General features: G+C 62.4%; 23 protein-coding genes. 4 read left to right on the top strand and 19 right to left on the bottom strand.

The annotated features are described in order from the left end of the window. Window positions 1–157 precede the first annotated feature (157 nt). Entirely contained in the window at window positions 158–1,054 is an 897-nt protein-coding gene (locus tag EOD43_RS04270; protein ID WP_127741408.1) for an SMP-30/gluconolactonase/LRE family protein, read from the top strand. 13 nt (window positions 1,055–1,067) lie between these two features. Here the strand turns inward: EOD43_RS04270 and EOD43_RS04265 are convergent, their stop codons facing one another. The 4 genes from EOD43_RS04265 to EOD43_RS04250 form a co-directional block, all read right to left on the bottom strand. Then, window positions 1,068–3,443 (bottom strand): membrane-bound PQQ-dependent dehydrogenase, glucose/quinate/shikimate family, encoded by a 2,376-nt coding sequence (locus tag EOD43_RS04265; RefSeq protein WP_127741406.1) that lies wholly within the window; start codon window positions 3,441–3,443, stop codon window positions 1,068–1,070. 23 nt (window positions 3,444–3,466) lie between these two features. Further along, window positions 3,467–4,054: a nuclear transport factor 2 family protein gene (locus tag EOD43_RS04260; RefSeq protein ID WP_164857086.1), complete on the bottom strand. Its 588-nt coding sequence runs from the start codon at window positions 4,052–4,054 to the stop codon at window positions 3,467–3,469. 4 nt (window positions 4,055–4,058) lie between these two features. After that, the gene (locus EOD43_RS04255; protein ID WP_127741402.1) at window positions 4,059–6,227 is read right to left on the bottom strand and encodes a TonB-dependent receptor; all 2,169 of its coding nucleotides are present in this window, start codon (window positions 6,225–6,227) and stop codon (window positions 4,059–4,061) included. Between the two features lie 128 nt (window positions 6,228–6,355). Next, entirely contained in the window at window positions 6,356–7,183 is an 828-nt protein-coding gene (locus EOD43_RS04250; protein ID WP_164857085.1) for a helix-turn-helix domain-containing protein, read from the bottom strand. Between the two features lie 111 nt (window positions 7,184–7,294). Between EOD43_RS04250 and EOD43_RS04245 the strand changes: the two genes are divergently transcribed. From EOD43_RS04245 to EOD43_RS04235, 3 genes are all read left to right on the top strand, one after another. Then, entirely contained in the window at window positions 7,295–8,401 is a 1,107-nt protein-coding gene (locus EOD43_RS04245; protein ID WP_127741398.1) for a helix-turn-helix transcriptional regulator, read from the top strand. Between the two features lie 415 nt (window positions 8,402–8,816). Then, window positions 8,817–9,713: an ArdC family protein gene (locus tag EOD43_RS04240; RefSeq protein WP_127741396.1), complete on the top strand. Its 897-nt coding sequence runs from the start codon at window positions 8,817–8,819 to the stop codon at window positions 9,711–9,713. Then, on the top strand, window positions 9,710–10,423 hold the full coding sequence (locus EOD43_RS04235; protein WP_127741394.1) for a hypothetical protein: 714 nt from the start codon (window positions 9,710–9,712) through the stop codon (window positions 10,421–10,423). Before EOD43_RS04240 ends, EOD43_RS04235 begins: the two co-directional genes overlap by 4 nt. Before the next feature lie 473 nt (window positions 10,424–10,896). Here the strand turns inward: EOD43_RS04235 and EOD43_RS04230 are convergent, their stop codons facing one another. From EOD43_RS04230 to EOD43_RS04160, 15 genes are all read right to left on the bottom strand, one after another. Next, window positions 10,897–11,520 (bottom strand): DedA family protein, encoded by a 624-nt coding sequence (locus tag EOD43_RS04230; protein WP_127741392.1) that lies wholly within the window; start codon window positions 11,518–11,520, stop codon window positions 10,897–10,899. Between the two features lie 68 nt (window positions 11,521–11,588). Further along, window positions 11,589–12,086 (bottom strand): hypothetical protein, encoded by a 498-nt coding sequence (locus tag EOD43_RS04225; protein ID WP_240653070.1) that lies wholly within the window; start codon window positions 12,084–12,086, stop codon window positions 11,589–11,591. After that, window positions 12,083–12,538, bottom strand: coding sequence for an MgtC/SapB family protein (locus EOD43_RS04220; RefSeq protein WP_127741390.1), 456 nt, complete (start codon window positions 12,536–12,538; stop codon window positions 12,083–12,085). The genes EOD43_RS04225 and EOD43_RS04220 overlap by 4 nt, the downstream gene beginning before the upstream one ends. Further along, window positions 12,531–13,298, bottom strand: a complete 768-nt coding sequence (locus EOD43_RS04215; RefSeq protein ID WP_127741388.1) for an HAD-IIB family hydrolase — start codon at window positions 13,296–13,298, stop codon at window positions 12,531–12,533. Before EOD43_RS04215 ends, EOD43_RS04220 begins: the two co-directional genes overlap by 8 nt. A 148-nt stretch (window positions 13,299–13,446) precedes the next feature. Continuing rightward, entirely contained in the window at window positions 13,447–15,945 is a 2,499-nt protein-coding gene (locus EOD43_RS04210; protein ID WP_127741387.1) for a heavy metal translocating P-type ATPase, read from the bottom strand. Beyond that, a complete protein-coding gene (locus EOD43_RS04205) occupies window positions 15,942–16,544 on the bottom strand; it encodes a cation efflux transmembrane domain-containing protein (RefSeq protein WP_127741385.1) in 603 nt (200 codons plus the stop codon). The genes EOD43_RS04210 and EOD43_RS04205 overlap by 4 nt, the downstream gene beginning before the upstream one ends. After that, window positions 16,541–17,227 (bottom strand): ZIP family metal transporter, encoded by a 687-nt coding sequence (locus EOD43_RS04200; protein WP_127741383.1) that lies wholly within the window; start codon window positions 17,225–17,227, stop codon window positions 16,541–16,543. Before EOD43_RS04200 ends, EOD43_RS04205 begins: the two co-directional genes overlap by 4 nt. After that, a complete protein-coding gene (locus tag EOD43_RS04195; RefSeq protein ID WP_127741381.1) occupies window positions 17,215–17,595 on the bottom strand; it encodes a hypothetical protein in 381 nt (126 codons plus the stop codon). The genes EOD43_RS04200 and EOD43_RS04195 overlap by 13 nt, the downstream gene beginning before the upstream one ends. After that, window positions 17,589–18,479: a bestrophin family protein gene (locus EOD43_RS04190; protein ID WP_127741379.1), complete on the bottom strand. Its 891-nt coding sequence runs from the start codon at window positions 18,477–18,479 to the stop codon at window positions 17,589–17,591. Before EOD43_RS04190 ends, EOD43_RS04195 begins: the two co-directional genes overlap by 7 nt. Window positions 18,480–18,504: 25 nt before the next feature. Further along, window positions 18,505–18,855 (bottom strand): flagellar hook-basal body complex protein FliE, encoded by a 351-nt coding sequence (gene fliE, locus EOD43_RS04185; protein WP_127741377.1) that lies wholly within the window; start codon window positions 18,853–18,855, stop codon window positions 18,505–18,507. A 53-nt stretch (window positions 18,856–18,908) separates the two neighbouring features. Next, a complete protein-coding gene (locus EOD43_RS04180) occupies window positions 18,909–19,286 on the bottom strand; it encodes a hypothetical protein (RefSeq protein WP_127741375.1) in 378 nt (125 codons plus the stop codon). Continuing rightward, window positions 19,283–19,771, bottom strand: coding sequence for an SRPBCC family protein (locus tag EOD43_RS04175; RefSeq protein WP_127741373.1), 489 nt, complete (start codon window positions 19,769–19,771; stop codon window positions 19,283–19,285). The genes EOD43_RS04180 and EOD43_RS04175 overlap by 4 nt, the downstream gene beginning before the upstream one ends. A 55-nt stretch (window positions 19,772–19,826) precedes the next feature. Beyond that, window positions 19,827–23,066 carry an efflux RND transporter permease subunit gene (locus EOD43_RS04170; RefSeq protein ID WP_127741371.1) on the bottom strand — a complete coding sequence of 1,080 codons (3,240 nt, stop codon included), beginning with the start codon at window positions 23,064–23,066 and terminating at the stop codon, window positions 19,827–19,829. Window positions 23,067–23,069: 3 nt separating this feature from the next. Then, window positions 23,070–24,239, bottom strand: a complete 1,170-nt coding sequence (locus EOD43_RS04165) for an efflux RND transporter periplasmic adaptor subunit (protein WP_127741369.1) — start codon at window positions 24,237–24,239, stop codon at window positions 23,070–23,072. Continuing rightward, window positions 24,239–25,513 carry a TolC family protein gene (locus EOD43_RS04160; protein ID WP_127741367.1) on the bottom strand — a complete coding sequence of 425 codons (1,275 nt, stop codon included), beginning with the start codon at window positions 25,511–25,513 and terminating at the stop codon, window positions 24,239–24,241. The genes EOD43_RS04165 and EOD43_RS04160 overlap by 1 nt, the downstream gene beginning before the upstream one ends. Window positions 25,514–25,982 lie beyond the last annotated feature (469 nt).

Here is a 25,982-nt window from a genome sequence, read left to right as displayed (position 1 = left end):
TGTTCCTTATCCCCCCGGTCCTGCACCGACTGCCCGGGCGGGGCGGTAGGCGCAAAGCCGACCGGGCTTCTTCCCAAATAATGGAAAGATGCGATTGGCCGCCCGCTCATTGGGCGAGCGGGCGATGATGGGCGGATAAAATCGAGAGGAGCCCGCTATGCCCGCCATTCGTGTCTTGGTCGATTGCGAGAACCAGCTCGGAGAATGTCCCGTATGGGATGGGCCCGCCGAGCGGCTCTACTGGGTCGACAGCATCGCGGGCGAGATATGGCGCTGTGCGGCCGACGGATCGGACCTGGCGCGTTGGACGTTACCCGCGGCGATCGGCTCGATGGCGTTGCGCGCCGGCGGGGGCGCGATCGTGGCGCTCGAGACCGGCCTCCATCTCTTCGATTTCGAGACCGGTGCGCTGTCGCTGGTTGCACATCCCGAGGCCGGGCTGGATGATGTCCGGCTCAACGATGGAGCAGTCGATAGCCGCGGCCGCCTCGTCATCGGTTCGCTCGACATGGGGACGATCGACGATCCGGTCGAGACCCGTGATCCGCGCGGCTCGCTGTGGCGGCTCGATCCCGATCTCTCGCTTCACCGGCTCGCCGACGGCGTGTCGATCGGCAACGGCCCGTGCTGGAGCCCCGATGGCCGGCTCTTCTACTTCACCGACACCAATGTCTCGACTATCTTTGTCTACGACTGGGATGCCGAGCAGGGCACCGCGACCGGGCGCCGTGCTCTCGTGATCGCCGAACCCGAGGAGATGCCCGACGGCTGCGTCCTCGATACCGAGGGCTATTTGTGGAGCGTCTTCAACGGACCCTATACCGGGCTCGGCCAAGTGCGACGTTATGCACCCGACGGCCGGCTCGACCGGACCATAAAGATGCCGATGCCGCGCCCTACGAGCCTCGCCTTTGGCGGCCCCGACCTTGACATATTGTTCGTCACCTCGATGACGATCCCGAGCGCGGTGCCCTCGACCGACCTCGACGGCCGGCTCTTCGCGATCAGCGGTTTGGGCGTGCGCGGACTTCCCGAACCGCGCTTCGCGGGCTGATCCTTGGCACCTCTCAGGGCCTGAGCGCGAAAGCGACGATATAGTCGCCGGGCTGGGTCTGGAGCATCGGGTGCCCGCCGGCGGCCACCACCACGATCTGGCGGCCGCTCCGGGGCGCCCGGTAGGTCATCGGTGTCGCATTGGCGGCCGCCTTGAGCCGCGCCGACCAGAGCGTCTTGCCGCTATCGGTGTCGATCGCACGCAGTCGATTGTCACCGGTCGCGCCAATGAAGATCAGGCCACCAGCGGTCGCAAGCGCGCCACCCGATAGCGGTGTGCCGGCAGGAAGCGGGATCGACAGCTTCACCCCGGCGATGCGCAGATTGTCAGCGAGACCGAGCCGCCGCGTCCACATAGCCCGGCCCGTCTTGAGGTCGACCGCCGTCATCAGCCCATAAGGCGGGGCGGCGCACGGAACCCCGAGCGGCGAACTGAACGGCATCGCCATGTCGGCAAAGGGGGTGCCGAGCTGCGGGGTCAGCCCGCCGACGCTCCCCCCCGGGCCGATCGGCTTCATGCCCTTGGCTTGAGCGCGTGGGATCAGGCGGTTAAGCATCGGCAGCCTGACCCAGGGCACAAAGGCGAACCCGCGGGCTGGATCGACCGCAGCGCTTCCCCAGTTGCTCCCGCCAAGCCCGCCGGGCATCTGGATATAACTGCGGGTCGAGGGCGCGGTGAGGGTGCCCAGCCACCGCGCGTGGCGGAAGCGGATACGGCACCACAAGGCGTCATAGGGGGTCAGGCCCCACATGTCCGCCTCGCTGAGAGGCAGTCCGTCGAGTGCGGGCAGGCCGGGCGAGAAGGGCTGGGTCGCAGCGACGCGGTCGCCGGTGGCCGCCCCCTGCGGCACCGGGCGCTCGACGACCGGGCTGATCGGCCGGCCGGTGCGTCGGTCGAGCAGAAAGAGCTGGCCGCGCTTCGTAGGCTGGAGCAAGGCGGGGCGCACGACCCCGCCGCGCACCACGTCGACGAGCGTCGGCTGCGAGGCGACGTCGGCGTCCCACAGGTCATGATGCGTAGTCTGGGAGGTCCATCGCTCAGAGCCCGTTTCGACGTCGAGCGCAATGACCGCGCTCGAATATCGATCGTCGAGTGCGGTGCGGTGCCCGCCCCAATAATCGGGGGTCGCATTACCTGTCGGAACGAAGACGAGCCCGAGCTTTGTGTCGACGCTCATCGGCGCCCAGCTATTAGGGGTCCCGCGGGTGAAATGACGGCCTCCCTCGGGAAAGGCGTGGTCGGTCGGGTTGCCGGGATCAAACGCCCAGGCGAAGGCGCCGGTCCGCGCGTCGAACGCGCGGACCGGGCCGCCCGGCTCGCCGACGAACTGCCCGTCGCTGACCCGGCCGCCGACGATCACCTTGCCGCGCGCAACCACCGGTCCCGAGCTCACCGCGACATAGCCCGGAATGACAGGGCCGAGCCCGGCGGTGAGGTCGATGGCGCCGCTCGTGCCAAAGCTGCGGCAGGCATGGCCAGTGCGCGCGTCGATCGCCATCAACCGCGCATCGACGGTCGCAAGGTAGAGACGGGTCGCGCACGGCCCAGTCTCGGCGATCCTGGCATAAGCGACGCTGCGACAGGCGAGCGCCGTGTCCACCTTCGACAGGTCGACATGCGGGTCGAAGCGCCACCGCTCGCGCCCGGTTTCGGCATCGAGCGCGATCACCCGGCTCGCGCTCGTGCACAGATAGAGCAGGTCGCCGACCTTGAGGGGGGTGACCTCGAGACGACGCAACGCGGTCCCGGCGGGCGGTGGATAGTCGCCGGTACGGTAGGTCCAGGCGACGTCGAGCTTGCGAACCGTGTCGCGGTCAATCTCGGCCAGGCGCGAAAAGCGCGTGCCGCCCTGGTCGCCGCCATAAGCCGGCCAGTCGTCGCCCGCAGCGTCGGCGGGTAGAACGCGCCGCGCTTCCGTCGCGGGAGCGTTGATCCAGTTGCCGGCCCAACCGGCGATGCCGGTCGATGCCAGCGCGACGAGGATCGTCGCCGGGATCAGAAGCGCGGCGTGCCGCAGCCCGGGACCAGATCGCAGGTAGCGGCGCACCGCCGGGATCAGGAAGCCGCACCCCAGAACGAGCGGGCCACCCAGGCGGGTCAGCAGGATCCAGAAATCGGGACCCGCCTCAATGAGCGCCCACAGCCAAGTGGCGGCGAGGAGCGCTGTATAGACGATCACGCTCCACCGGCTCCCCCGGACGAGTAACGCGCCAGCCCCGATCAGGGCGATCCCGAGGAGCGCGTAATAAGGCGATCCGCCCAGCGTGATCAGCAGCCCCCCCCAACCGACGAGCGGCAGAGCGAGGAAGACGAGCAGCCCGGCGAAGGCGAAGGCCGGGATCCGGCCCACATGAGGGCGCGAGGCGCAGGGTGGGGCGGGAGCCGTCATGATGTCCGATCTCGAGGAGGGGCTTAGGGCGCGGTCGCGATCAGCCCTGCCCGGACACGCTCAGCGGCGAGCGCCTGGAGCCGGTCATTGCCCGTCTCGAACAGGATCACGACGTGCATGGCCGAGATCTTCCAGCCCGAGCGGGTCTTCACGAGGTCGTGCCGGTAGGTGCCCGCGACATTCCAATAAGGCGGGCCCTGGTCGGCGGGCAGATAGTGGCTCATCCAGACCTGGCTCACGACCTCGGCCCGCTTGCCCTCCACCCTTATCACGATATTGCCGATCAGGTGCTGGGTGTGGAGGAAGCCCGGCAGCGTACCCTGGCTCGCGACGACGAACTGTGCGGGGCTCACCCGCTGGCGGATGGGCGGGGTATCTCGGGTAAGCGTGCGATATTCGAGGTCGACCTGGTCGGCGAGGAGCGCCTCGACGCCGCGCCAGTCGCGACTGTCGGTGGCGTTGGCAAGGCCGACCACGACCTCCTCGATCTCCGCGCGGTCCTGGAGCGCCGCCGCCGGCGGCGACGATCGCACCGATGCGGCCGGCAGCCCTGCGGTTGCCAGCAGCGCGACCAGGATCGGCCATGGCCGCTGGCGAATACGCGCGCGCACCGCCTTAATACTCAAAGGTCAGCTGCAGGCCATAGGTGCGCGGTTCACCGTAGATCGCGGCGGGCTGCACCACCCGGAAATGGTGGACATAATAATCCTCGTTGAGAAGGTTCTTCCCAAAGGCGGCAAGCGTCCAGCGCCCGACGCCCAGCGGGATGTCGGTCAGGCTGATCCGGGCGTCGAGCAGCTCGAAGCTCTTGAAGACCAGTGCCCGGTCGCCCGTATTGGCGAAGCGCCGGCTCTGGATGCTGTAATTGACGTAGATTTCCGGGCGGCCGATTCCGGTTTCGGGGAAGGTCTGGGTAACGTTTGCCGTAAAGCTGTTCTTTGGTGCGTTCTGGAACTGGTACCGGTTGGTAACGTCGTTGCCGACCCCATCGAGGATCTCGGTATATTTGGCGTCGAGATAGGCATAGTTGAGCCCGATCGTCATCGAGCGGATCGGGCGTGCGGTCAGGTCGGCCTCGATGCCCTTGATCCGTGCGCCGCCCGCGTTGAAGGTGTCGGTGATCGTCGGGTTCGCCGGATTGGTGATCACGTTGATCTGGATGTCTTTATAGTCATATTTGAACGCTGCGAGGTTGAGGCGAACCTTGCGGTCGATCAGCGCGAACTTGGCACCGATCTCGTAGCTGTCGACCACCTCTGGGCCGAAGCCTTGCGCGAAGCGCGCCGCCGAACTCGCGCGAATGTTGAATCCGCCCGACTTATAGCCCCTGGCATATTTGGCGTAGACGTTGAGATCGTCGGTCTGCGCGTAGCCGATGATCAGGGTCGGGCTGACATTGTCGAAGCTGCGGTCGCCCGACGCGCGGGGCTGGGCCGCCGGCGTCCCGCCGGCAAGCGGGGTCAACGTCCGGTCGAACTGCGCCTTGCGGTCGTCCTTCGACCAGCGCAGCCCGCCGGTCACATAGGCGCCAGGTGCGAACTTGGGCCGATAGGTCGCCTGGCCATAGACTGCCTTGGCATCGTTTCCGATCGCGATGACGCGGTTCTCAGTCGGCGCGAACAGCGACGACTGGCGTTCGACGCTGTCGCCATCCTCGGTGAAATAATAGCCGCCCACGATATAATCGAACGTGCCGTCGGCGAGGGTGCCGAGCAGCTGGATCTCCTGCGAGAACTGGTCCTGATGCTGGAGGTTGGCGACCGATAGCACCGGTGCCGCCGCCAGCAGGCCCGGAAAATAGGCTTGTCGAACATCGTTCGACAGCTTGCGATAGGCGGTGATCGACTTGATCTGGAACGCGGGGCTCACGTTCCAGAAGGCGGTCAGGCCATGGCCCTGGGAGGTCGACCGGTTGGGCGTTAGGTTTGTGCCCGTGGTCGCGACTTTGGGGCGCTTGCCCTGCGCGGGATAGGCCGGGACCACCGCGAGATAAGGCGGCGTATCTTCGGTGTCCGAACGGTCGTAGACATAGGTCAGGCCATAATCGTCGCTCGGTGCCCAGCGCACCGCCGCGCGATAGGCGTCGCGACGCTGGTCGCCGAAGCGCCTCGACCCGATCCCGGGATTGCGCACGAAGCCATCTTTGCTCGCATGGAGATAGCCACCTTGGATAGCGAGCGTCTGGCCTACGGGAAGGTTGAGCGTAGTCCTTGAGCGGAACTGGTCGAAATTGCCGACGGTCAACTCCTGGCGCGCTTTGAAGGTGTCCAGTTCGGGAGGCTTCGTGATGAAGTTGATCGCACCACCCGTCGCGTTGCGCCCGAATAGGGTGCCCTGCGGCCCGCGCAGCACCTCGATCCGCTCGATCTCTGCGATCTCGTTGACCAGTCCCTGAGTGCGCGCGACATAGACGCCGTCGACATAGACTGCGACACTGGGATCCTGAGTGAACTGGTCGTCGCTATTGCCGATGCCACGGATGAAGATGCGCGCGGTGTTCGCGCTGTTGGGATGTGGGCCGACCTGTAGATTGGGCACAGCCCGAGGCAGGTCCGAAATGTCGAAGATGCTCTTATTCTCGATCTGCCGGGTCGAGAGCGCTACAAGCGAGACCGGGGTCTCGAGTTGGCTCTCCTCGCGGCGCTGCGCGGTCACGACGATCTCGCTCAGGCTTCCGTCGTCGTTTGCTTGCGTTTCGGCTTGCGACTGCGCCATTGCGGGCGTCGCGCAGATCGTAATGGCGCTGAGCGCGGCGCGGAACATTAGCTCGGTCTTGTGGCCCATAACATCCCCCCTCTATCGTCGGCTCTGGCCGATCGATCGAGGACAATTTTATGGGATCGGGATCGTCTAACGGCCGATTTGCGGCTTGTTCCGCTATATTGGAAATTTGTGACGGCGCGCGCGGCGCTTCAGGCGGCATCCTTCCAGCGACGACAATGGTCGTAGATGACATGGCGGGTGGTCATCGCGATCTTGCGCGCCGAGGCATCATCGCCGAGCAGGTCATTGCTCAAGATGCCGACGGCCACAGCGACGTCGGTGCCCGGGATCCGCATCGGGCAGGCGACCGAACTGACCGGCATGACATCGTCGCGGCGCGTGATCGCATAGCCGCGCGAGCGGATCCGGCGGACGTCCTCGATTAGTCCCTGCATGACGAAATTGCCCTTGGGTGCGAGACCCATCGCCTGGGTGTGGACCGCTAGGTCGATGATCTCGCTGTTCGAATGGAGTGAGAGCAGGGCGCCTGCGAAATTGGTGGCGGGCTGCCATCCGTGCTCGCCGAAGTTCACGATCGGCCAGGTCTTGTCGGTCTGCGAGGTGGGCGGGGTGCGCCAAGGACCCTGGATCTGCGCGATGCTCTCGAGCCAACAATCGTTCTGCGCGGTCATGATCACCGTGCCCCCAGTCTCAACGCGCAGCCGGTGGAGCATCTTGCGCAATCGGCCGTCGCCAAAGAAGCGGCTCTCAAGCCCGCGCATGAGTGCCATCAGGCGATAAGAGGGCGAATAGCGCCGTGAGTCCTTATTAAAGGCGAGATAGCCTTTGATCGCCATAGTCCTGAGCAATTCGTCGACGCTCGAATTGGGGATGCCGAGGCTCGCGCTGATCTCGCTCGTGCGCGCCGGGCGGCCCGTGCGGATGAAATATTCGAGCACGTCGAACGCCCGCGCCGCCGACCGGGCGGTGAGCTTCTTGGCATCGGCTGTGTTCGACGGACCGCTATCTCGATCCACTGTCCCCTCCGAACTCACCGTGTCTGCCACCCCAGGGCGGCAAACGACTCCCCTAAGCGATGATGATTGCCATGCTCGCGCGCATAGGTAACCTCCCATCTGGGAGGATCAATGGTGACTCCGATCGACGACGCTGCGCATATCATCGCGGCAATCTATGACGGGCCGTTCGAAGATGCGCTCTGGCAAGGCTTTCTTAATGCGCTGCGGCGGCGCATGCGGGCAAGCTATGCGAGCCTCATCTTCCGCCCACTCGACGGCACGCCCGGCAAGCTCATCGAGCTCTGTTCGGGCGCGGCCTCACCACCCCATTTGAAGCAGCTCTATTTCGAGCAATTGTACAAGCGTGACCCCCTGCCCTATCACCAATATCGCAACGACCAGATTTACAGCACGGCCGACCTTCTCGATCCCGCCGACCCGGTCCACCGCGCCTTCCTCAAGGATCTCTTGATCCCCAGCGGGATGGCGTGCCTACGCACGATGCGCGTCACCGAAGAGAGCGGCGTGGGCGCCTGGCTCTCGGTCGCCCGTAGCGGCCCCGATTTTCGTTGCGAGGATGATGCGTTGATCGCATCGCTTGCTCCCCATCTGCGGCGCGCACTGCGAAGCTTCGTCGCGATCGAGCGCGAGCAATTCAAGGCGAGGATGGCGGCCAATGCCATAAGGCGGCTCAATTATGGGTGGGTGGCGGTCGATGCCAAAGCGCAGATTGTCGACCAGGACCAGCACACCGCCACTTTGCTCGAGCAGGTCAGTGCATTCCGCTCGACCGGAGGCAGGCTAGCGCTGGCGGACAGCTCGCTCGACCGGCGCTTCCGCATGACACTCGACCTGATCGCCGACGATGCAGGGGCACGACCACATGCGCTTACCGTCTCGCGCGATCCTTGGATCGACATGCTTCTCGTGCCCGTCCAGCACCGCCAGATTGCATCGTCGGCACGGCCGGTTGCGATCGTCTATGTCCATGCGGATTCCCGCTCGACGGCCAATCGCAGCGAGCAGCTCACCGATCTGTTCGGCCTCTTGCCGAGCGAGGCGCGACTGGCGCTCGCGCTAAGCCGCGGGCTGTCGATCGCGGATGCCGCAAATGCGCTCGGGCTGACGGTCGAAACCGCACGGAATTATTCGAAGAAGATCTACGCGAAGACTGGCGCGCGCGGGCAGAGCGAACTCATTCGGTTCATCCTCGCCAGCACGCTCGCGCTTGCATAAGGGCGAGAGGGCTCGGCTGCCTTGGGGCGCGCTGATGGATTCAGGCACTTCAGATGATCGAGCCTTCGCCTGCCGCTGAGGCGACGCGCTTCACTGCAGTTGCGTATGGCAGCTTCCGACCCGAATGCGCGTTTCCTGCATGGCTGAGCAAACGGCAACTTTCGGGCGCGTGCGTCGAAAGGCTACATGCGCCGCCGCCCAAAACTCTCGGCTTTCAATATTCCTCTTGTTCCCAGGCAGATGTTGAAAGGAAAGCGCCTCCTTCAACATCAACGAGGGAAGCAATCGTTCAGCATATTCATTCGTGCAATTATCCCGCCAAATTGAATATCTAAAATTTCTTCTTTGGCCACTACAGTCATAAAGATCGATCTAGCTTCCACGAACCTCTCCCCGCAATGGTCGGAGAGCGTGGATGAAGGTGGACCTGTATCAACGGATCACAGCGGACATTATCGCTGCGATTGAAGCGGGTGTGGGGACATGCCGGATGCCTTGGCATTTGGGCGCTGGCATCGCAGCGCCTGCCAATGCGCTGACCAATCGGTCCTATCGCGGGATCAACACCCTGCTGCTGTGGGCCGAAGCCAGTCGTCGTGGCTTCACGTCGGGGCGCTGGGCGACTTATCGGCAATGGGCGGAGCTAGGCACGCAGGTGCGCAAGGGCGAGCGCGCGACCAGCGTCGTGCTGTGGAAGCCCATCGATGCGCGGGAAACCGATGACCAGGATAGCGACGGTGAGAGGCAGCGACTGCTGGCGCGTGCCTTCCACGTCTTCAATGCCGATCAGGTCGATGGCTATGCATCACCTGATGTCGGTCTCTCATCCTCGGCTCGGATCGAGGCGGCTGAGGCCTTCTTCCGTGCCCAGCCTGCCGAAATCTGGGAAGGCGGGGACGTCGCCTTCTACGATCCGCGCGCTGACCTCATCTCGATGCCGTCCTTCCGTGCCTTCCGATCGGCCGAGGCTTATTATGCGGTGCTCTCCCACGAGCTGGTCCATTGGTCAGGCGCCAAAGCGCGGCTCGATCGGGATCTGACGGGGCGCTTTGGTTCTGAAGCTTATGCGATGGAAGAGCTGGTCGCAGAGCTTGGTGCAGCCTTCACGGTTGGTCACCTCCAGCTTGGCTGCGAGACGCGCACGGACCATGCTCCCTATATCGCGTCCTGGCTTAGGATCCTGGCTGATGATCCGCGCGCGATCCTGACGGCGGCGAGCAAGGCGCAGGCCGCCGCCGACTATCTGATCGGGCTTGCCAGCGAGGGGTCTGGAGCTTGTGAAGGGGCAGTGCCGCAGAGGCTCGCCGCATGAGCGAGAGCCCCACCAAATATCGGCTGTCCAAGTCGAAGATCGCGGCCTTCGAACATTGTCCGCGGCGGCTGTGGTTGCAGGTGCATCGCCGCCATGTCGGACAGTTCGATCCTGAGACGCTCGCCCGCTTCCAGTTCGGGCATGAGGTCGGCCACAAGGCGCTTCTAGCGCATCCTGACGGCATCATGGTCGATGCCTTGCCCGACATGCAGGCAGCGATTGATCGGACGGCGCAGTTGCTCGCAATGGCGCAGCCTAGGCCAATCTTCGAAGCGACCTTCCTTCACGACGATGTGCTGTGCCGTGTCGATATCCTCGAGCCCGATGGTGAGGGCGGCTGGCGCGCGATTGAGGTCAAGGCATCACCCCGCGTCAAACCCTATCAGCTGGCTGACATCGCGACCCAGGTTTGGATCATGCGGAGCTGTGGTGTCACCATTTCGCAGGCGGTCATCCGTCACCTTGAGAGCGCGCCTGATTGGCGGCAGCCCGACATTGCTGCGGTTCACTTCCAGGATGCCGACGTCACGCGCTCGATCCGGCGGCAATTGGCGCGGCGTCCCAATGTGGCCGCGGATGCCAGCGTCTCAATCCGCGGGGCGGAGGTGCTTCGCGACACAGGCGAGCATTGCCACAAGCCCTTCGCATGCGAGTTCAGGCGATATTGTGCGCTCGCGCAGCGGGCGCCGCTGCTAGCGAGATTGAGCTAATTGCCCCCTAGATCACGAGAGGCGTGTGGAGATCTAGCGCCTACCTTGAGCAGAACTCTGCTTGGACGCAGCTGCGTCGAGCTCAGCCACGGCTTGAGCTGCCACTTTACAGTCGCTGCCGGTTTCTTGGCCTTGCCTACAGCTCGTTGCGACAAGCCTTGCCTGATCCGGGTGCTCGCGAAAGTAGCCCACGTCTCGCGGTGGAACCATCCCACAACTGCTCACAAAAAGCGTTGCGAGAACGACCGCAAGCGCCAGCCCGCTATTCCTCTTCATTCCGCCGATCCTCTTTTTGACCGAAACCAAGGAGATATTCCGACGCCACAGGCACGATCTAAGGCCGAGCGATCAGCACGCTCGCATGGGCGGATCTCAGATCGAGTGCGAGAGGCGAAATATCGCACCGCCATGTTCAGTACATCGGCAACCAACACACCCGCCGAGATGTCGTTGGTTACAAGGTATATGAGCACTCATTTTCGGAGCCGATCGGACTGACGCTGTGAGCGTCCGAAGGTCGCGACCCGCCAAAGATACACCATACCGGCTATCACGATTAGAACGTTACTGACCGGCTCAACGATGCTCGCCACCTGGCTATATCGCTCGCCCAACTCATAGCCGGCGAGCACCAATATCACGGTCCATATCGCCGATCCGACGAAGGTTGAGAGCAGGAAGGGTACCAGGGCCATCCCGCTAACCCCCGCTGGAACCGAAATCAGAGTGCGGATGCCAGGAAGCATTCGTCCAAACAAGACAGCCCAATGACCATAGCGGTCGAACCAACGATCCACGTTGTCGATCTCACCCGGCGTCAGTGTCAGCCACCGACCGTGACGCGATGCGAATTGCTTCAACCGACCGATGCCTATCCAACGGCCGATATAATACCACAACAGTGCCCCTGCCGCCGATCCGGATGTGCCAGCGACAATCACCACCCACAGGGGGTCACGTCCCTGCGCCGCGGTGTAACCCGCGAGCGGTAGTATCACCTCCGATGGAATCGGCGGGAAGATATTCTCCGCCAACATGAGCAGGAAGACGCCCAAACCACCGAGCGCCGAGAGGACCGATGTAATGAAGTCGAACACGAGATGCCTCCCAACGGGTTAGCCTTCACGACACGACACGACACGGCTCGGCGTGGCGCAGCTCGGTTTCAATAAAAATGGTTTTCGACGATCCAATAGAGTGCCGCGCAGAAGACGAACACAAAGACCACGGCAAGCCCTACGATCTGATTTTCCAATCGGGGACGAGCGACATTTCTGACGCGTATGGCGACTTGCCATGCCGGACGCACTGGGCACCGTCGCGGTCCGGAGGCGATCCGATCAAGTTCTGCGTCTGACACCCCAAAGAACGCTTTTGCTTCGCGTGGCGATCGCCCAGCCAATCCCATGATCCGAAGGACGATATCGTCACACGCAATATCGATCGCATTCGGCCAATCGGCCATCGTTCCGCCTTCATCACCTCCGGCCCATGACGGCGGCAACAACCCGATGACCTTGTGAGGATTACGCTCCAGAACCGTCGCCCAGCGCAGCAGCCGGACCTGGCGATCCCAAGTGGTGATACGCTTGCGCCGCGACCAGCGCTTGGCGAATGACGGGACAGACCACGGACGGCTCACGGATGACACGCGTTGGTTCATCGTCTTTCCGATATGGCACTGCCATCATGGGTGGCTCGTTTGAGTGGGCGAGAACAGCGCAACGTCAGGAACGTGGTGACACTCAGGACGATGGCGATGTCATATAGACCATAGCCGACCGCCGCCCCCAACGCGCCGGTGGCCCATAGACTGGCCGCTGTCGCAGTGCCGGAAGCTTTGCCACCATTCTTCAGGATCGCGCCACCCCCGATGAAGCCAACGCCCGTGATCAGACCCTCGAGCAATCTGGCTTGAGCAGGAGACGTGCGTCCGAGGATCGCGATCCCCACCAGCACGAAGCCACAACTCGCGATGGCGACCAGCGGGAATGTCCGGATCCCCGCACTGCGCTCATCTTTCTCGCGGTCCCAACCCACCGGCAGGGCAAGCACATAAGCCGTGGCGAGGCTGACGATGTGGGTGACACCCTCCCACCACGAGCTTTCAATCATGGTGGTTTGCCCGTTCTCGCAGGCAAGCGACGATCGCGGCAATAGCGGCGGTGGTTTCCCCGATATTGTGGACCTTCACCGTGTCGAGGCCAATTTCAGCAGCGGGATAGTCATTTCCACCGGGATAGATCGCGTCCCCGATGAACAGCATATCGTCGAGCTCAATCATGCTTTCGTTGCTAAGGCGTTTGAGGCCGTAGCCTTTGTCTACACCGGCGCGGGTGACATCGATCGACGTCGTACCGCCGAGATTGATCGACAGGTCCGGCAGGGCTCGACGGAGCCTCGTCTGCAGCGCGGTTCGCTTCTTGCGATCCGGATCCCACGCCTCCTTTTCCTTTAGGGGCGCCGCCTGCCCGAGGCCAGAGAACGTGATCTGGCTACCGCGGTCTTCGATCCGCTCGCCCCATATCTGCTCTTCCGACAGACCGGTATAGGAAAGCGCATCATCGAAGGCTGACAATATCGCCGCCCTCTCTCCCTCGTCGAAAAGCTCAGCATATATCGGGCGCCATGCCGCATCGATAAAGCGGTAGAGCTTGGTACCGGTGGTCGGCATGAGCCACAGGCGCTCGATCGGGCTATCGTTGGGAAGCCTCGAAGCGACTTGCTTCTCAAACTGCGGCCAATCCCCACCAGAGATGACGGCTACGTCTACGACCGATAGAAGACTCGCGAGCGCAGCGCTCATCTCGGTCGATAAAGGCTGCTTGCTTTGGGCAAGCGTGCCATCGAGGTCGAAGGCTACAAGCGACTTCATCTGATCTCTCCGGGAGATTGTTCCGCAAAATCGATCGCGGCGGCATGCCTCACCACCCTGCCCCGCCGACGCCAGTGGGTAAGGTAGATCGCAACCCTCAACGTCTGAGGACTTGGGTGGAGGCCTCGCATATGGCGGCGCTTCGACGTCATGCCGCCTTCCCCACTGGATCACGGTAAGCCAACAATCTCAGCGCATTGAAGACCACCAGCAGGGTTGACCCCTCATGGACAGCAACTGCCGGCCCGATGCCCAGGCCAAGGATTGTCGCGGGCACGAGGAACGCCACGACGCCCAGGCTCACAAAGACGTTTTGGAGAATGATGCCGCGGGTATGACGGCTCAAGCCTACAGCGAATGGGAGATGCGCTAGATCGTCGGCCATCAGTGCAACGTCGGCCGTCTCCAGCGCGACGTCCGAGCCCGCCGCCCCCATCGCGATACCAACCGTGGCGCTCGCCATCGCCGGCGCATCATTTACGCCGTCACCGACCATCGCGACCTTGTCTTCGCCTGCCAACCTCTTGATCGCGGCGACCTTGTCCTCCGGCATGAGGTCACCCCAGGCCTCGTCGATCCCAACGTCCTTGGCGATCGCTTCAGCGACTTTCTGGTGGTCGCCCGAAATCATGATCATCCGCGACACGCCCATGTCGTGCAGGCGGCGAAGTGCGATCTTCGCTGCTTCGCGGGGCGTATCCATGAGGCCGATTGCACCCAGATCTCGGTCGCCTTTGCGCACGACCATCGTCGTGCGACCACCCTCGCGCAGCTGTGCGATCGCATCCAGAGCGCCTTGACCCAGCGCCGGTATGCCTTCGTTACCGAACATCTCGGCTTTACCGATCCAGACAGTATCGCCGTCCACCGTTGCTGTGACGCCGCGACCGGTAAGGCTCTTGAGATCCCCGGCGGCTGGCAAGTCTCGTCCGTTCAGGCGTTCGCGCCCATCCTTGACGATCGCCTGTGCGAGCGGATGGTCGCTCAATGCCTCGACCGCAACGGCAAGCGCCAACAACTCATTTTCGTCGGCGCCGTCGACAGGAACGACATCGGTGATACGCGGTCGACCTTCAGTCAGCGTGCCGGTCTTATCGAACGCGATCGCCTTCAGCGAGCCAAGGTTTTCGAGCGGAGCGCCACCCTTTACCAGCACGCCCCCGCGTGCCGCACGCGCAACACCGGATAGAACTGCACTTGGCGTTGCAATCGCGAGTGCGCACGGGCTTGCGGCGACCAACACCGCCATGGCTCGGTAAAAGCTGTCGCGGAACGGCTCATCGACCACAACCCACGCAAACAGAAGTATGAATGCCAGTGCCAGCACTGCCGGGACGAACACGCGCTCGAAGCGATCGGTGAAACGCTGCGTCGGCGATTTCTGCGTCTCGGCCTCGCTCACCATCTTTACGACCTTGGCGAGCGCGCTTTCATTGGAACGTCGCGTCACCTCGATCTCGATCGCGCCGCCGCCGTTGATTGTGCCGGCAAAAACCCGGCTTTCCGCTTCGACTGCGTCGGGTTTGGCGCGGGCCGCTGCGGCGTCCGCGACGGGAATTTTGTCGACGGGAATGCTCTCGCCTGTCACCGGGGCCTGGTTGATTGCACTCGAGCCTTTGATCACAAATCCGTCGGCTGGCAGACGCTCATTCGGCCGGACGATGGCCACATCCCCAACAACCATTTGCTCGACGGGAATCTCGCTCGTTTGTCCATTGCGGCGTACGGTGGCGGTTTCCGGAGCGAGTTTGGCCAGCGCTTCAATCGCCTTCTTGGCTCGGCCCATTGCGTAATGCTCGAGCGCATGGCCAAGACTGAACAGGAACAGAAGGAGCGCGCCTTCGGCCCAAGCACCGAGCGCTGCGGCACCGGCCGCTGCGACCAACATCAAGGTGTCGATCTCGAACTTCTTCAGGCGAAGATTGTCGATCGCTTCACGCAGCGTGAAGAAACCACCGAAGAAATATGCCGTGACGTAACAAGCCATCGGCAACCAGCCGGGCATGCCCGTAGCTAGCTTCTCAACCGCATAACCGAACGCAAGCAAGGCCCCGCAAGCGAGCGCAAAGATCAGCTCAGTATTAGGCCCCAGAAATTCCGCATGCGAATGGTTATGTCCGTCGCCGGGACCATGCTGTTCCTCACCTGCGCTATGTCCACCAGGACCGTGATCATGCCCTGCATGCTCGTCCGCGGCGACGCGTTTACCCACACGAACCTTGAGTTTGCGAAGTGCGCCGCGGATATCCTCCTCAGTGGTCTCGTGGCGATCATATTCGACCCGTACAGATCCGCTAGTGCTGGCACTCGCCTGTACCACGCCAGGCATGGCCGACAGCGCGTCGCTGACAGTGCGTGCACGGCGTTCATGATTGATGCCGCTCACCTGCCAGATCGCATGCCCGTAGCGTTCGGTAATCTCAGCGCCTGCGGCGCGGACCATGTCACGCAGGCGCGGCAGCGGGAGTTTTCCGGCATCGAAGTGGATGCACAATGCTGCGGGCTCACCATCAAGGGCGATCACATGAGCTTTCTCAACGCCTTCGCGCTTCGACAAAGTTGATACTAGACGATCGAGACAGGCATCGGCCGCGTCGGGCAGGTCCGGCAACAACACCGGGATATCGAGTTCGAGCTTGTCGTTCATGACGCCCTCCTTTCGCTTTTCTTTGTTTCGGCGCGCGCGTCGCGCAGGATTTCGACACCGCCCTTGATGGCGATGATGGCGGTGGCGAAGCCGACCAACAGGTCAGGCCAGTTGCTACCCAACCACAGCACCATCGCCCCGGCGATCAGGATACCGCCGTTGGAAATGAAGTCGTTGAAGCTGAAGGTGGTGGCTGCGCGAAGATTGACGTCGGGATCCTTCAGACGCTGAAGCAACCAAAGGCAGAAGTAGTTTACGACGCCGGCGACCGCGGACATGACCATCATGGTGGGTCCGATTGGTTCGCTACCCTGCATGTAGCGCCGCCCGACATCGATCAGAATGCCGCCGGCGAAAATGAGCAACATCACGCCCGAGGCAACCGCAGCGCGCCTCTTCCATATCTGGCCTCGAGTCAGCGCCACAAGGCTTAGTCCATAGACGGCTGTATCGGATAGATTATCGACGCCGTTGGCGATCAGGGCACTCGAATCCCCCAAGATGCCCGAGGCGAAAAAGGCCGTCGCAATTGCGGCGTTTAGCCGCAGCACGATCCACAATGTCTGGCGTTCATCGAGCATGGAAATAGCCGACGTCATCCAAGAAGCTCCTCGATCGTTAGCAGGGCAAGAAACCCCACGAAGAACATGCTGCTGATCACGGGCGTGTCGGGCTTCTCATGGGCCTCGACCAACAGCTCCTCGGTGACCAAGTAGAGCAATGCCATCAGGCCAAAGCTCAGGAAGCCGACGATCACGACTGGTGACATATTGGCGACGGGCAAGGCCGCCACGGCCCCCAGCGGAAACAATAGGGCAAGCTGAGTGATGATGACTGCGGTCCGGAAGCGTGACTTCAGCGTTTCGGTCAGTTCCGCGCTCAGCGTGACCCCCAGGAACAGCACTTCCAGCGTCAGCGCCACCGTCAGAAGAATGCCGGCTTTGGTGCCCGCGACGAATGCGAGACCGAGCACCAGCCCATCAACGAAAAGATCGACAGCAATAGCTGCCAGAAGCGCGACCGGTCCGCGAAATCGAGCTTCGAAACTTTTCAGCCCGAGCATCACCATGACGCCAAGCGCTCCGCCAATCAGAGTGGCCGCAGGGTTCGCTTCATGTTTGATCTGCGGCAATATTTCGGTTGCGGCAGCCGCGAACACCACGCCGGCCGCAAGGTGTTGCATCATGCTCAGGAAGGCCGGGCTCGGACGCCTCATCAGCGCAAGTGCTGCCCCTGCAATGACGGCCAAGGTGGGAACGATCGTGTAAACTAGCGCCAGCATGAGCGGTGCCCCCAGGTCAGGTGCTCGCGCAAACCAAACTGACCAATCTGATCGATGTGCAACGGCAAATTGTCCGCCACGCCTTCGAACCTGCCGGGCGAGTTTCGTACGATCTTGAGGCGCCTTGAAAGAACTCCGACCCGACCATTTTTTGCGTTCGTCATACGCACGACGAGCCCGGCTTGCGTGCCAACCAAGTCCACGCGGGCGCCACCATCACAGCGGAAGGATTTGCGCAGACGGTCGATGCTTAGCGGTGCCGGCGGCGCTGGCCAGCCTTTCGCGGCCCACGCGTCACTCGATGCGGAGAACACAATCACGACGAGGGATGCGGCGGCTAAGCGCTGAAAACTGTTGAATTCTACCATAGGACGCCCTGCACCGGCGTGAGTGGATCGGGAGCTGGCCGACCCAATGCCTGCAACAGATCGATTTCGATCGTTCGACACATGGCGCTCAGCGGAACGTCGTGAACACCGTTGGCGAACGGGTCCATCAGATCCTCGCCGATGCTAAGTGCTGCAAGAAACACGAGGCCGATGAGGGTGGAACCGATGGGGGTCGCAATGCCCAGGGACTCCACGAGCGCGATCGGCAAAAGCACGCAGAACAAGCGCGCAAACAAATTGGGGAAGAATCGGAAGCCGTTGGGCAGCGGCGTATTTCGGATCCGCTCCATCCCACCTTGCGCGTTCGCGATATCTATAAGAACCTGTTCGACGACCGACTGCTGGATGAGATTGATCTTTCCCGCGGCGAGCGCGTCGGCATAGATCACGGAAATCGTTTCAAGCAGTGCATTTGCGGGATTTCGGCGCCCCTCAATTTCGGCTGCGACATCCTCACCCACGATACCAATGATGTCCTCGCGAGGATCTTGCCCACGCAATTGACAGCGCAACGCATGCACCAACGCCAATTGCCGCAAAATGATGCTTTCAGACATTCCGCCGGCTGAGGAAGAACGCGCGCGAGTAAAACTAAGCGTGATGCGCGCCAGGCTGCGCGATGAATTGATGAGCGCGCCCCAAAGCGTTCTTGCTTCCCACCACCGGGCGTAAGCGGCGTTGGTCCTGAAGCCCAGGAAGAGCACCAGCGCGGTACCAAAAAGCGCCAACGGTAGCGGTGGCTCCTTGATAGGGACCATGAAATGGAACGCCGTGACAGCAACGTCCCACACGAAGAGGGCCGTGAGAGGCTTCCAAACCTCAACAATGATCTGACGCATTCTGCGCGATGAACCGACAATCATTCCCAGAACTCTCGAAGTTTATCTATCAGACGGGCATATTCATTATGTCTTTATAGGCAGATAATAATTTGTTTCGGATCTGCACTGTTGCCTCGAAGACGACTTCCGACCGATTTTGCATGAGAGAGACAGTGGCGATGTCGTTCGTTTCGCCGCGCTCATAGGCCTCCGTAACGATATCTTCTTGCTCTTGTATTGCGTTGACCTTGGTCAGCGCGTTGCTCAGAGTTTCGCCAAATGTCGGAGCCGCCGCGGCGAGTCCCGTTGCGGCCACGGGCTGCAAGGCGGTTGTTGAGGCAGCGTTTCGAATGATCTCGTTGCGCGCCAAAACCTGAGCCCGGATCGCTAGGACGTTCGAGATGGTCGTATCCGACATAATGTCCTCCCAAGTCCGATCGCCCCGTCCGAACGGACGGCTCGCGAAGCATGTTAGTTGACGCTTGCTCGCATGCAGGTGCGATCGCCCACGCCGGCGCCCGCGAGGATGAGCTTGGCTCCTGCGAGCGTTGCCGTGCTGGCGTCTCCCACATATTGAAGCCCTTGGGCTGGGGCGCTCAGCGTGATGGAATTTGCCATCTTCGGCCCCCGCAAACTGATCTGCAGGCCGTTGTCCTTGAACTCGACGAGCAGCGGCTTGCCATCGCTGCAGCGATAGGGATGCCAGCCGATTTCCCCGGATTCCATTCCGCTATCGATCGAATGGACCTGTGCCTCGCTTGGGGGCGGTGGATCCTTCGGCTTTGAACATCCGCCGAGCGCCGGCGTCATGGCGGCGAAAAGAGCTAAGGCCTTCAGTGCCACAGTCATCGAGATTTCCTTCCATGCCGCGGTGACGATTTGGTCTTTCCTGCTGCGTGGGGCGTTTGAGCCGAGCGCCAGCGCAAATATCGACTGAGCCGGTCATCGCTTTCTGCGAGCATCTTCGCGAAGTTCCGGCGAACAGCGGCGACAACGAGCCGCGCAAGTATGCCGCGGAATTCCAGGCTATGCGTCAGATATGTCCCGGCACCGTCCTCTTCGAGCTCGTAGATTTCGCGGACGGTAAGGACAAACCGTAGCCCGCACGACCATGAGAAGGTCTTCGGCTTTTCGAGGACATCTACGGATGCTTCGCCAGCTGGCGGCTTTTTCCAGTTATGCAGCCGGAGCTTATACTGCGTAATCCCAATTTCGATTGGGTCGGTTAGCTGAAAGATCGGATGCCAAGCACGGCGCTGGCCGCCGTCGACCAGCGCCGTCCAGGTTCGAAGCGGTGAACCAGGTATTATGGTTGCGGTTCTGATCCTCACCATTGGACGTCCTTGTCATTATGTCGGAGGGGCCAAAGCCCCTCCGGAGGTTGCAAGGTCAGTGCTCAGCGAAAAGCTGGCGGTGGTCGTCGCCTACTTGTTGCTCGTCGAGATGGTCGGTCGCCGCGATGCTCTTCTGGCCAAAGCGCGCATAGAGCGTGGGCAGGACGAACAGGGTGAGCAGGGTTGCCGAAATCAAGCCGCCGATCACGACGGTTGCCAACGGCTTCTGCACTTCGGCACCCGCGCCCGCACCCAAGGCCATCGGCACGAAGCCGAGGCTGGCGACCAATGCCGTCATGACGACAGGGCGCAGCCGCTGCATGGCGCCGACTTGAGCGGCTTCGTCACGTGTCATGCCTGACCGGATCAGATCTTGAATCGAGCTGACCATGACGAGTCCATTAAGGACCGCGATGCCCGACAGGGCGATGAAGCCCACCGCCGCCGAGATCGAAAAGTCCATGCCACGCACGAAGAGCAGCAGCACGCCGCCCACCAGTGCGAATGGCACACCGGTGAAGACGATCGCAGCGTCTCGCACCGATCCCAGAGCGCCGTAGAGAAGCAGCAGGATCAACACGAAACAGGCCGGAATGACGAGTTGCAGCCGCTCGCTCGCCGACTTCAGATTCTCGAACTGACCACCCCATTCGAGATAGCTGCCCGAAGGTAGGCGCACCTGCTTGGCGATCGTCGCCTGCGCATCGGCGACAACGCTGCCGACATCGCGGCCGCGCACATTGGCCTGGACGACCACGCGACGCTTGCCATTCTCGCGACTGATCTGATTGGGTCCGTCGACGACCTTGATGTCAGCGACACTGGACAGCGGCACATAAGATCCGCCCGCTACGGGCACCTGCACCTGTTGTAGGAGGCCAAGGTCAGCGCGTTGCGTTTCCGACAGGCGGATCACCACCGGGAACCGGCGATCGCCTTCGAAGATTTGGCCGGACGTCCGTCCGCCCAGCGTGGCCGTTACGGTATCCTGAACGTCCTGCGCCGTGACGCCGAGGCGTGCCATCGCGTCGCGATTGACGCGAATGTCGAGCATGGGAAGCCCCGTCGTCTGCTCGACCTTAACGTCGGCCGCGCCCTGCGTTTTACGCAATGCGCTCGCGATCTGTTCAGCCGTCTTGTTCATCTGGTTGAAGTCATCGCCGAAGACCTTCACGGCGATATCGCCGCGAACACCCGCGATCAGCTCGTTGAAGCGCATCTGGATGGGCTGGGTGATCTCGTATGCATTGCCCGGGATCTTGGCCAACTCACCTTCGATCCGGCTCACCAGTTCTTCCTTCGGAAGTTTGGGGTTCGGCCATTGCGCGCGGGGCTTCAGGATGACGAACATGTCGGTCGCATTAGGCGGCATGGGATCCGCCGCCAGTTCGGCCGTGCCCGTCTTCGAATAGACGAACTGGACTTCTGGCTGGCTCGACATCATCCGCTCGATCGGCACCTGCATCGCCTGGCTCTGCTGGACCGATGTCGCAGGGATACGCAGCGACTGGATCAGGAGATCGCCCTCGTCGAGCTGCGGCAGGAACACCGAACCGAGCGTGGTGAAGGCGAGTGCTGCGACGACGAGGCTGGCAATGCCCGCACCAATTGTCACGCTGGGGCGCTTCATCGCCCGGTCGAGACCCGGTTCGTAGCGCTTTTTTAGCCACGAGATGATCCGACCGTCCTTCTCCTCCACTTTCTTCGACAGCCAGATTGCGATCATGGCCGGAACGAAGGTGAGTGAGAGGACGAAGGCGAAGGCGAGCGCAATGATGACGGTAAGTGCCATCGGCACGAACGTCTTGCCCTCCACGCCAGTGAGCGTGAGGAGCGGCACGTAGACGAGAATGATGATCGCCTGCCCGTAGACCGAAGGACGGATCATTTCGCGCGCTGCCGATGCTACCGTGGCAAGGCGTTCCTTGATGGTCAGCAACCGCCCTTCATGATGCTGCTGCTCGGCAAGCCGTCGCAGCGCATTCTCGACAATGATGACCGCACCGTCGACGATCAGGCCGAAGTCCAGCGCACCCAGGCTCATCAGGTTCGCCGAGACACCCGCTCTGAGCATTCCAAAGCCTGTCAGCATCATTGTGATCGGAATGACGAGCGCCGCGATCAAAGCGGCCCGGAAGTTTCCGAGCAGCACGAAAAGCACGACAATCACGAGCACCGCGCCTTCGCTCAGATTCTTCGCGACCGTCTTGATGGTCGAATTGACGAGTTCGGTGCGATTGAGCACGGGCTGGACGATGACGTCGGGCGGCAGCGATGCGTTGATCGACTTCAGCTTCTCAGCGACGGCCGTAGACACGATACGGCTATTTTCACCGATCCGCATGATCGCCGTACCCACGACGACTTCGGTGCCGTTTTCCGACGCCGAACCCATGCGGATTGCCTGACCGGTCTGAACGGTCGCGACTTGTTCGACCGTGATCGGCACGCCATTACGTGTCGCGATCACGGTCCTGGCCAATTCGCTGGCGTTGCGTACGAGCGCATCCGAGCGAACAGCCAGACCCTCACCATTCCGATTAACGAAGCCGCCGCCGACGCTGGTGTTGTTGCGCTCGAGCGCATTACCCAGCTCGGTCAGCGTAATTCCCAGCGAAGCCAGCTTCTGAACATCCGGGATAACGAGGAATTGTTTCGCATAGCCGCCGATCGAGTCGACGCCGGCGAGGCCTGGCGTGTTCTTGAGAAGCGGTGTTACGATCCAGTCCTGAGCCGTCCGCAGGTAGGTCGCCTTATCTTGTTCGGAAGTTAGACGTTCCCCCTCGGGCGTGATGTAACTGCCGTCAGGCTGCTGCCCCGGCTCGCCGGGCTTGTGCTGGTCGTCGGCGCGATGCTGGAGCCGAACGGTGTACATGTACACTTCGCCCAGGCCCGTCGCGATCGGACCCATTTCAGGGTTTACGCCATCGGGTAGATTTTCCTGCACGCCCTGCAGGCGCTCCCCCACCTGCTGGCGAGCGAAATAGATGTCCGTGGCGTCAGAGAAGACCGCAGTGATTTGCGCGAAGCCGTTGCGGCTCAGAGAGCGCGTATATTCGAGGCCGGGCGTGCCGGCGAGCGCGGTCTCGATCGGGAACGACACCTGCTTTTCGACCAGTTCGGGCGAAAGCGCGGGCGCGCGGACGTTAATCTGGACCTGATTGTTGGTGATATCCGGCACCGCGTCGATTGGCAGCCGGGAGAGCGAAAATGCGCCGATAACGGCGACAATGGCGGTAAGCAGCAGGACAAGCCAACGCTTCTCGACCGCCCAAGTGACGATGCGCGCGATCATGGCTTAGTCCTCATCGCTCGCTTCGCTCTTGCCGAGTTCGGCTTTGAGCGTGAAACTTCCGGTCGTCGCGATCTGCTCGGTGCCCTTGAGGCCCGAACGAATGATGACGGTATCGCCCGACGCATCGCCGAGCTCTACCGGGGTTGCCTGGAAGCCCTTGGGTGTTCGTACGAACACCACCGACTTGCCCTCATCGCTCTGTACCGCGGTCGTGGGCACGCGGATCGCACCGCTGCCGCCACTGCCGGAAATCTCGACTGCAGCGGTTACGGGTTCACCGACACGCCACTGCCCCGACCGATTGTCGAGCGTCGCGATCGACGGCACGAGCCGTGTCCGTGGATCGAGCGCCGGCGACACGAAGGTGATCTTCGCGGTCGCCTGACGACCGGCAGCCTTCACCGAGACGTTATTACCGGGGCGAATACGACCCGCATCCTCCGCCTTCAGATTCAGGGCGATCGACACCTGTGCGAGATTCGCGATGCGGTAGAGCTCGGCATCCGCCGCTACGGTCTGACCCAGTGTCACCGGACGCGCGATGATCTGGCCCGAGATGGGTGCGGAAATTCCCAGCCTGTTGAGCCCGCCTCCGCCGACACCGGCAGCCGAAACCGTGCTTCGCGCCTGCGTCAGCGCGATACGCGCTTCAGTGGCCGCCGTGCGCGCTGCGATGAGATCCTGTTCAGGCGATACCTTTTGCGCGAACAAGCGTTGCTCGCGCGCAAGATTGGAATTGGCGAGTTCCAGACGCGCGCGCGCTGCCTCCACTTCGCCCTTGATCTGCGCTGCTTCGCGGCTTTCGATGACAGCTATGGTCTGTCCGCGCCCGACCGATTGGCCCAAGTTGCGGGTTAACGCCACAACACGGCCAGCTATCGCGGCCGAAATCACCTGCGTACCTTGCGGATCGCCCTCAATGATCGCTGGCAGCTCGATTGTTCCAGCACCACCTCGGATCGGACGGCCAATCTGGATACCGGCTGCCGCAATCTGATCGGCGGTCAGCGTGATGGCGCCTTCATTGGCATGCGCTACACCCTTGCCGCCCTCCTTTTCGGCGGCTGCGGACGTTTCGTTGGATGCGGTTTCAGCGCCGGCATCATTGCCGCCACTGCAAGCCGACAGGAGCAGAGCAAGCGACGCGACGCCTGCTAGATAGAGATTTTTCATTATTGCTGTCCCCCATTGGGCACGGGAGCGGTCAGCCGCTCCAGCCGTGCGCGGGCATTTTGATAATTTGCGAGAGCGTCGATCGCGGCGACACGGGTATCGGCGAGCGTGCGTTCTGCATCGAGCAGCTCGAGTTGACCGAACTTGCCTTCGCGGTAGCCGATCCTGGCGATACGGGCGGCTTCCTGGGCCGCAGCCAGCGCAGGTCCCGAAGCAGCCCTCGCCGAAGTTGCCGCATTGGCCGCTTCCGCCTGTGCCTCCGTCACCGCCTGCTCGATATCGAGCCCTGTCACCCGGCGTTGTGCTTCGGCACGATTGCGTTCAGCCTGGGCCTGCGCCACGGCAGCGCGGCCATTATTGAACACCGGGATCGGGATCGAGACGCTGAAGACCGCGACCGTGTCGTTGGTTGCAGACAATCGCCGCACCGCTGGCCCGACGTTGATGTCGGGCACGCGGTTCGCGCGTGCCAGCCGCACGCCAGCATCGGCAACCGCCAAGTCGCTATCGGCTGCTGCGAGAGCAAGCGTTCCAACGATTGGCAGCGGAGCCGGCGGCCCCATCACCGGTGTTGGTAGCCGATCAAGGAGCGTTATTTCCAGATCACCCACCATCGGTTGCCCGATCCGGCGCGCGAGATTGGCGCGAGCCGCTTCGGTGAGCCGGATCTGCCGTTCGACATTGGCATCGGCGTTGATACGCGCCACATCCGCCCGCTGCTGTTCGAGCGGGGATGCCCGACCGGCTTGGACACGGACAGTTGCAGCTCTCAGCGCATCGCCTGCGATACGCGCTTGGTCGCGCGCAGTTGCCAGCCTGCGCTCGGCTGCCACTGCCTCAACATAGAGCTGAGTGACCTGCAGGCGAACATCTGCAGCAACGATAGCTGCTTGCAATTCGGCGCGAGACAATTGCGCCGTTGCGACCGCAACACGGGCACTGCGCTTCCCACCCAACTCGACCGGAATTGCGAGACCAGCGGTGCTCTCTGCGCTGCGCAGGCCTCGGTACACGCCCGAGCCAGCAATATTCTCGATCTGACCTTGGGCAACCGGATTGGGCCGGAGACCGGCAACGGTACGACCGGCCAGTGCCGCTTTCACACCGGCATTGGCGGCCTCGACAGCGGGAGCCGAGCCACCTGCCGCAGCGACGGCCTGATCAAGCGTAAAGGCGGGACCTGCCTGCGCGATCGGCGCCGGCAAACCCGTTTGCGCCTGCGCCATACTGGCGCACGACGCCGCGGCCAGCATGGCCGCGAACAAATTTCGCATGTTGGACAATCCTGACGAACATCATCGAGCCGGCGAATGGCCGGCTGGCGGAGTTCGTCAGGCTGCTGGAGGCCTTAGACCGGGTTCGACCGGACTGGACGGGATACCAAGATCCGCGGCCGAGCGAAGACGCATATCGCGGTCATAATGCGCGAGCGAAATGGCTTCGGTCGCGGGAAGGTTCATGGCCTGGCCGTGACAGCTGCCATGGTGATGCGGGATCGCTTTGTCCGAGTCGCCTTGCGACTGATCTGCGTCACCTTCACTGTGCACCGCGCCGCTGCATTCCACGGTAACAGGCCCCGGAATCTCTCGCGCATGCACCGTCGCCGTCATCACGAGGGATGACGCTAGGAGGGCAAGTACAAGGGTCAAAAACCGCGATACCATCACCGGCCACTTAGAGCAGATTGCGCCGATTGTCATGACCGACTTTCGTATGAGCCATTTTCTAGTCGATGCCCGATAG

Source organism: Sphingomonas crocodyli (assembly GCF_004005865.1).
In the GTDB taxonomy this organism is placed as follows: Bacteria; Pseudomonadota; Alphaproteobacteria; order Sphingomonadales; family Sphingomonadaceae; genus Rhizorhabdus; species Rhizorhabdus crocodyli.
This window is presented reverse-complemented; position numbering and strand designations above follow the sequence as displayed.

Excerpts from the sequence above, each read along its gene's own strand:
- EOD43_RS04270 (WP_127741408.1), top strand. The coding sequence starts at position 158 with ATGCCCGCCATTCGTGTCTTGGTCGATTGCGAGAACCAGCTCGGAGAA.
- EOD43_RS04265 (WP_127741406.1), bottom strand. The coding sequence starts at position 3,443 with ATGACGGCTCCCGCCCCACCCTGCGCCTCGCGCCCTCATGTGGGCCGG.
- EOD43_RS04255 (WP_127741402.1), bottom strand. The coding sequence starts at position 6,227 with ATGGGCCACAAGACCGAGCTAATGTTCCGCGCCGCGCTCAGCGCCATT.
- EOD43_RS04245 (WP_127741398.1), top strand. The coding sequence starts at position 7,295 with ATGGTGACTCCGATCGACGACGCTGCGCATATCATCGCGGCAATCTAT.
- EOD43_RS04240 (WP_127741396.1), top strand. The coding sequence starts at position 8,817 with ATGAAGGTGGACCTGTATCAACGGATCACAGCGGACATTATCGCTGCG.
- EOD43_RS04235 (WP_127741394.1), top strand. The coding sequence starts at position 9,710 with ATGAGCGAGAGCCCCACCAAATATCGGCTGTCCAAGTCGAAGATCGCG.
- EOD43_RS04225 (WP_240653070.1), bottom strand. The coding sequence starts at position 12,086 with ATGAACCAACGCGTGTCATCCGTGAGCCGTCCGTGGTCTGTCCCGTCA.
- EOD43_RS04220 (WP_127741390.1), bottom strand. The coding sequence starts at position 12,538 with ATGATTGAAAGCTCGTGGTGGGAGGGTGTCACCCACATCGTCAGCCTC.
- EOD43_RS04215 (WP_127741388.1), bottom strand. The coding sequence starts at position 13,298 with ATGAAGTCGCTTGTAGCCTTCGACCTCGATGGCACGCTTGCCCAAAGC.
- EOD43_RS04210 (WP_127741387.1), bottom strand. The coding sequence starts at position 15,945 with ATGAACGACAAGCTCGAACTCGATATCCCGGTGTTGTTGCCGGACCTG.
- EOD43_RS04205 (WP_127741385.1), bottom strand. The coding sequence starts at position 16,544 with ATGACGTCGGCTATTTCCATGCTCGATGAACGCCAGACATTGTGGATC.
- EOD43_RS04200 (WP_127741383.1), bottom strand. The coding sequence starts at position 17,227 with ATGCTGGCGCTAGTTTACACGATCGTTCCCACCTTGGCCGTCATTGCA.
- EOD43_RS04195 (WP_127741381.1), bottom strand. The coding sequence starts at position 17,595 with ATGGTAGAATTCAACAGTTTTCAGCGCTTAGCCGCCGCATCCCTCGTC.
- EOD43_RS04190 (WP_127741379.1), bottom strand. The coding sequence starts at position 18,479 with ATGATTGTCGGTTCATCGCGCAGAATGCGTCAGATCATTGTTGAGGTT.
- fliE (WP_127741377.1), bottom strand. The coding sequence starts at position 18,855 with ATGTCGGATACGACCATCTCGAACGTCCTAGCGATCCGGGCTCAGGTT.
- EOD43_RS04180 (WP_127741375.1), bottom strand. The coding sequence starts at position 19,286 with ATGACTGTGGCACTGAAGGCCTTAGCTCTTTTCGCCGCCATGACGCCG.
- EOD43_RS04175 (WP_127741373.1), bottom strand. The coding sequence starts at position 19,771 with ATGGTGAGGATCAGAACCGCAACCATAATACCTGGTTCACCGCTTCGA.
- EOD43_RS04170 (WP_127741371.1), bottom strand. The coding sequence starts at position 23,066 with ATGATCGCGCGCATCGTCACTTGGGCGGTCGAGAAGCGTTGGCTTGTC.
- EOD43_RS04165 (WP_127741369.1), bottom strand. The coding sequence starts at position 24,239 with ATGAAAAATCTCTATCTAGCAGGCGTCGCGTCGCTTGCTCTGCTCCTG.
- EOD43_RS04160 (WP_127741367.1), bottom strand. The coding sequence starts at position 25,513 with ATGCGAAATTTGTTCGCGGCCATGCTGGCCGCGGCGTCGTGCGCCAGT.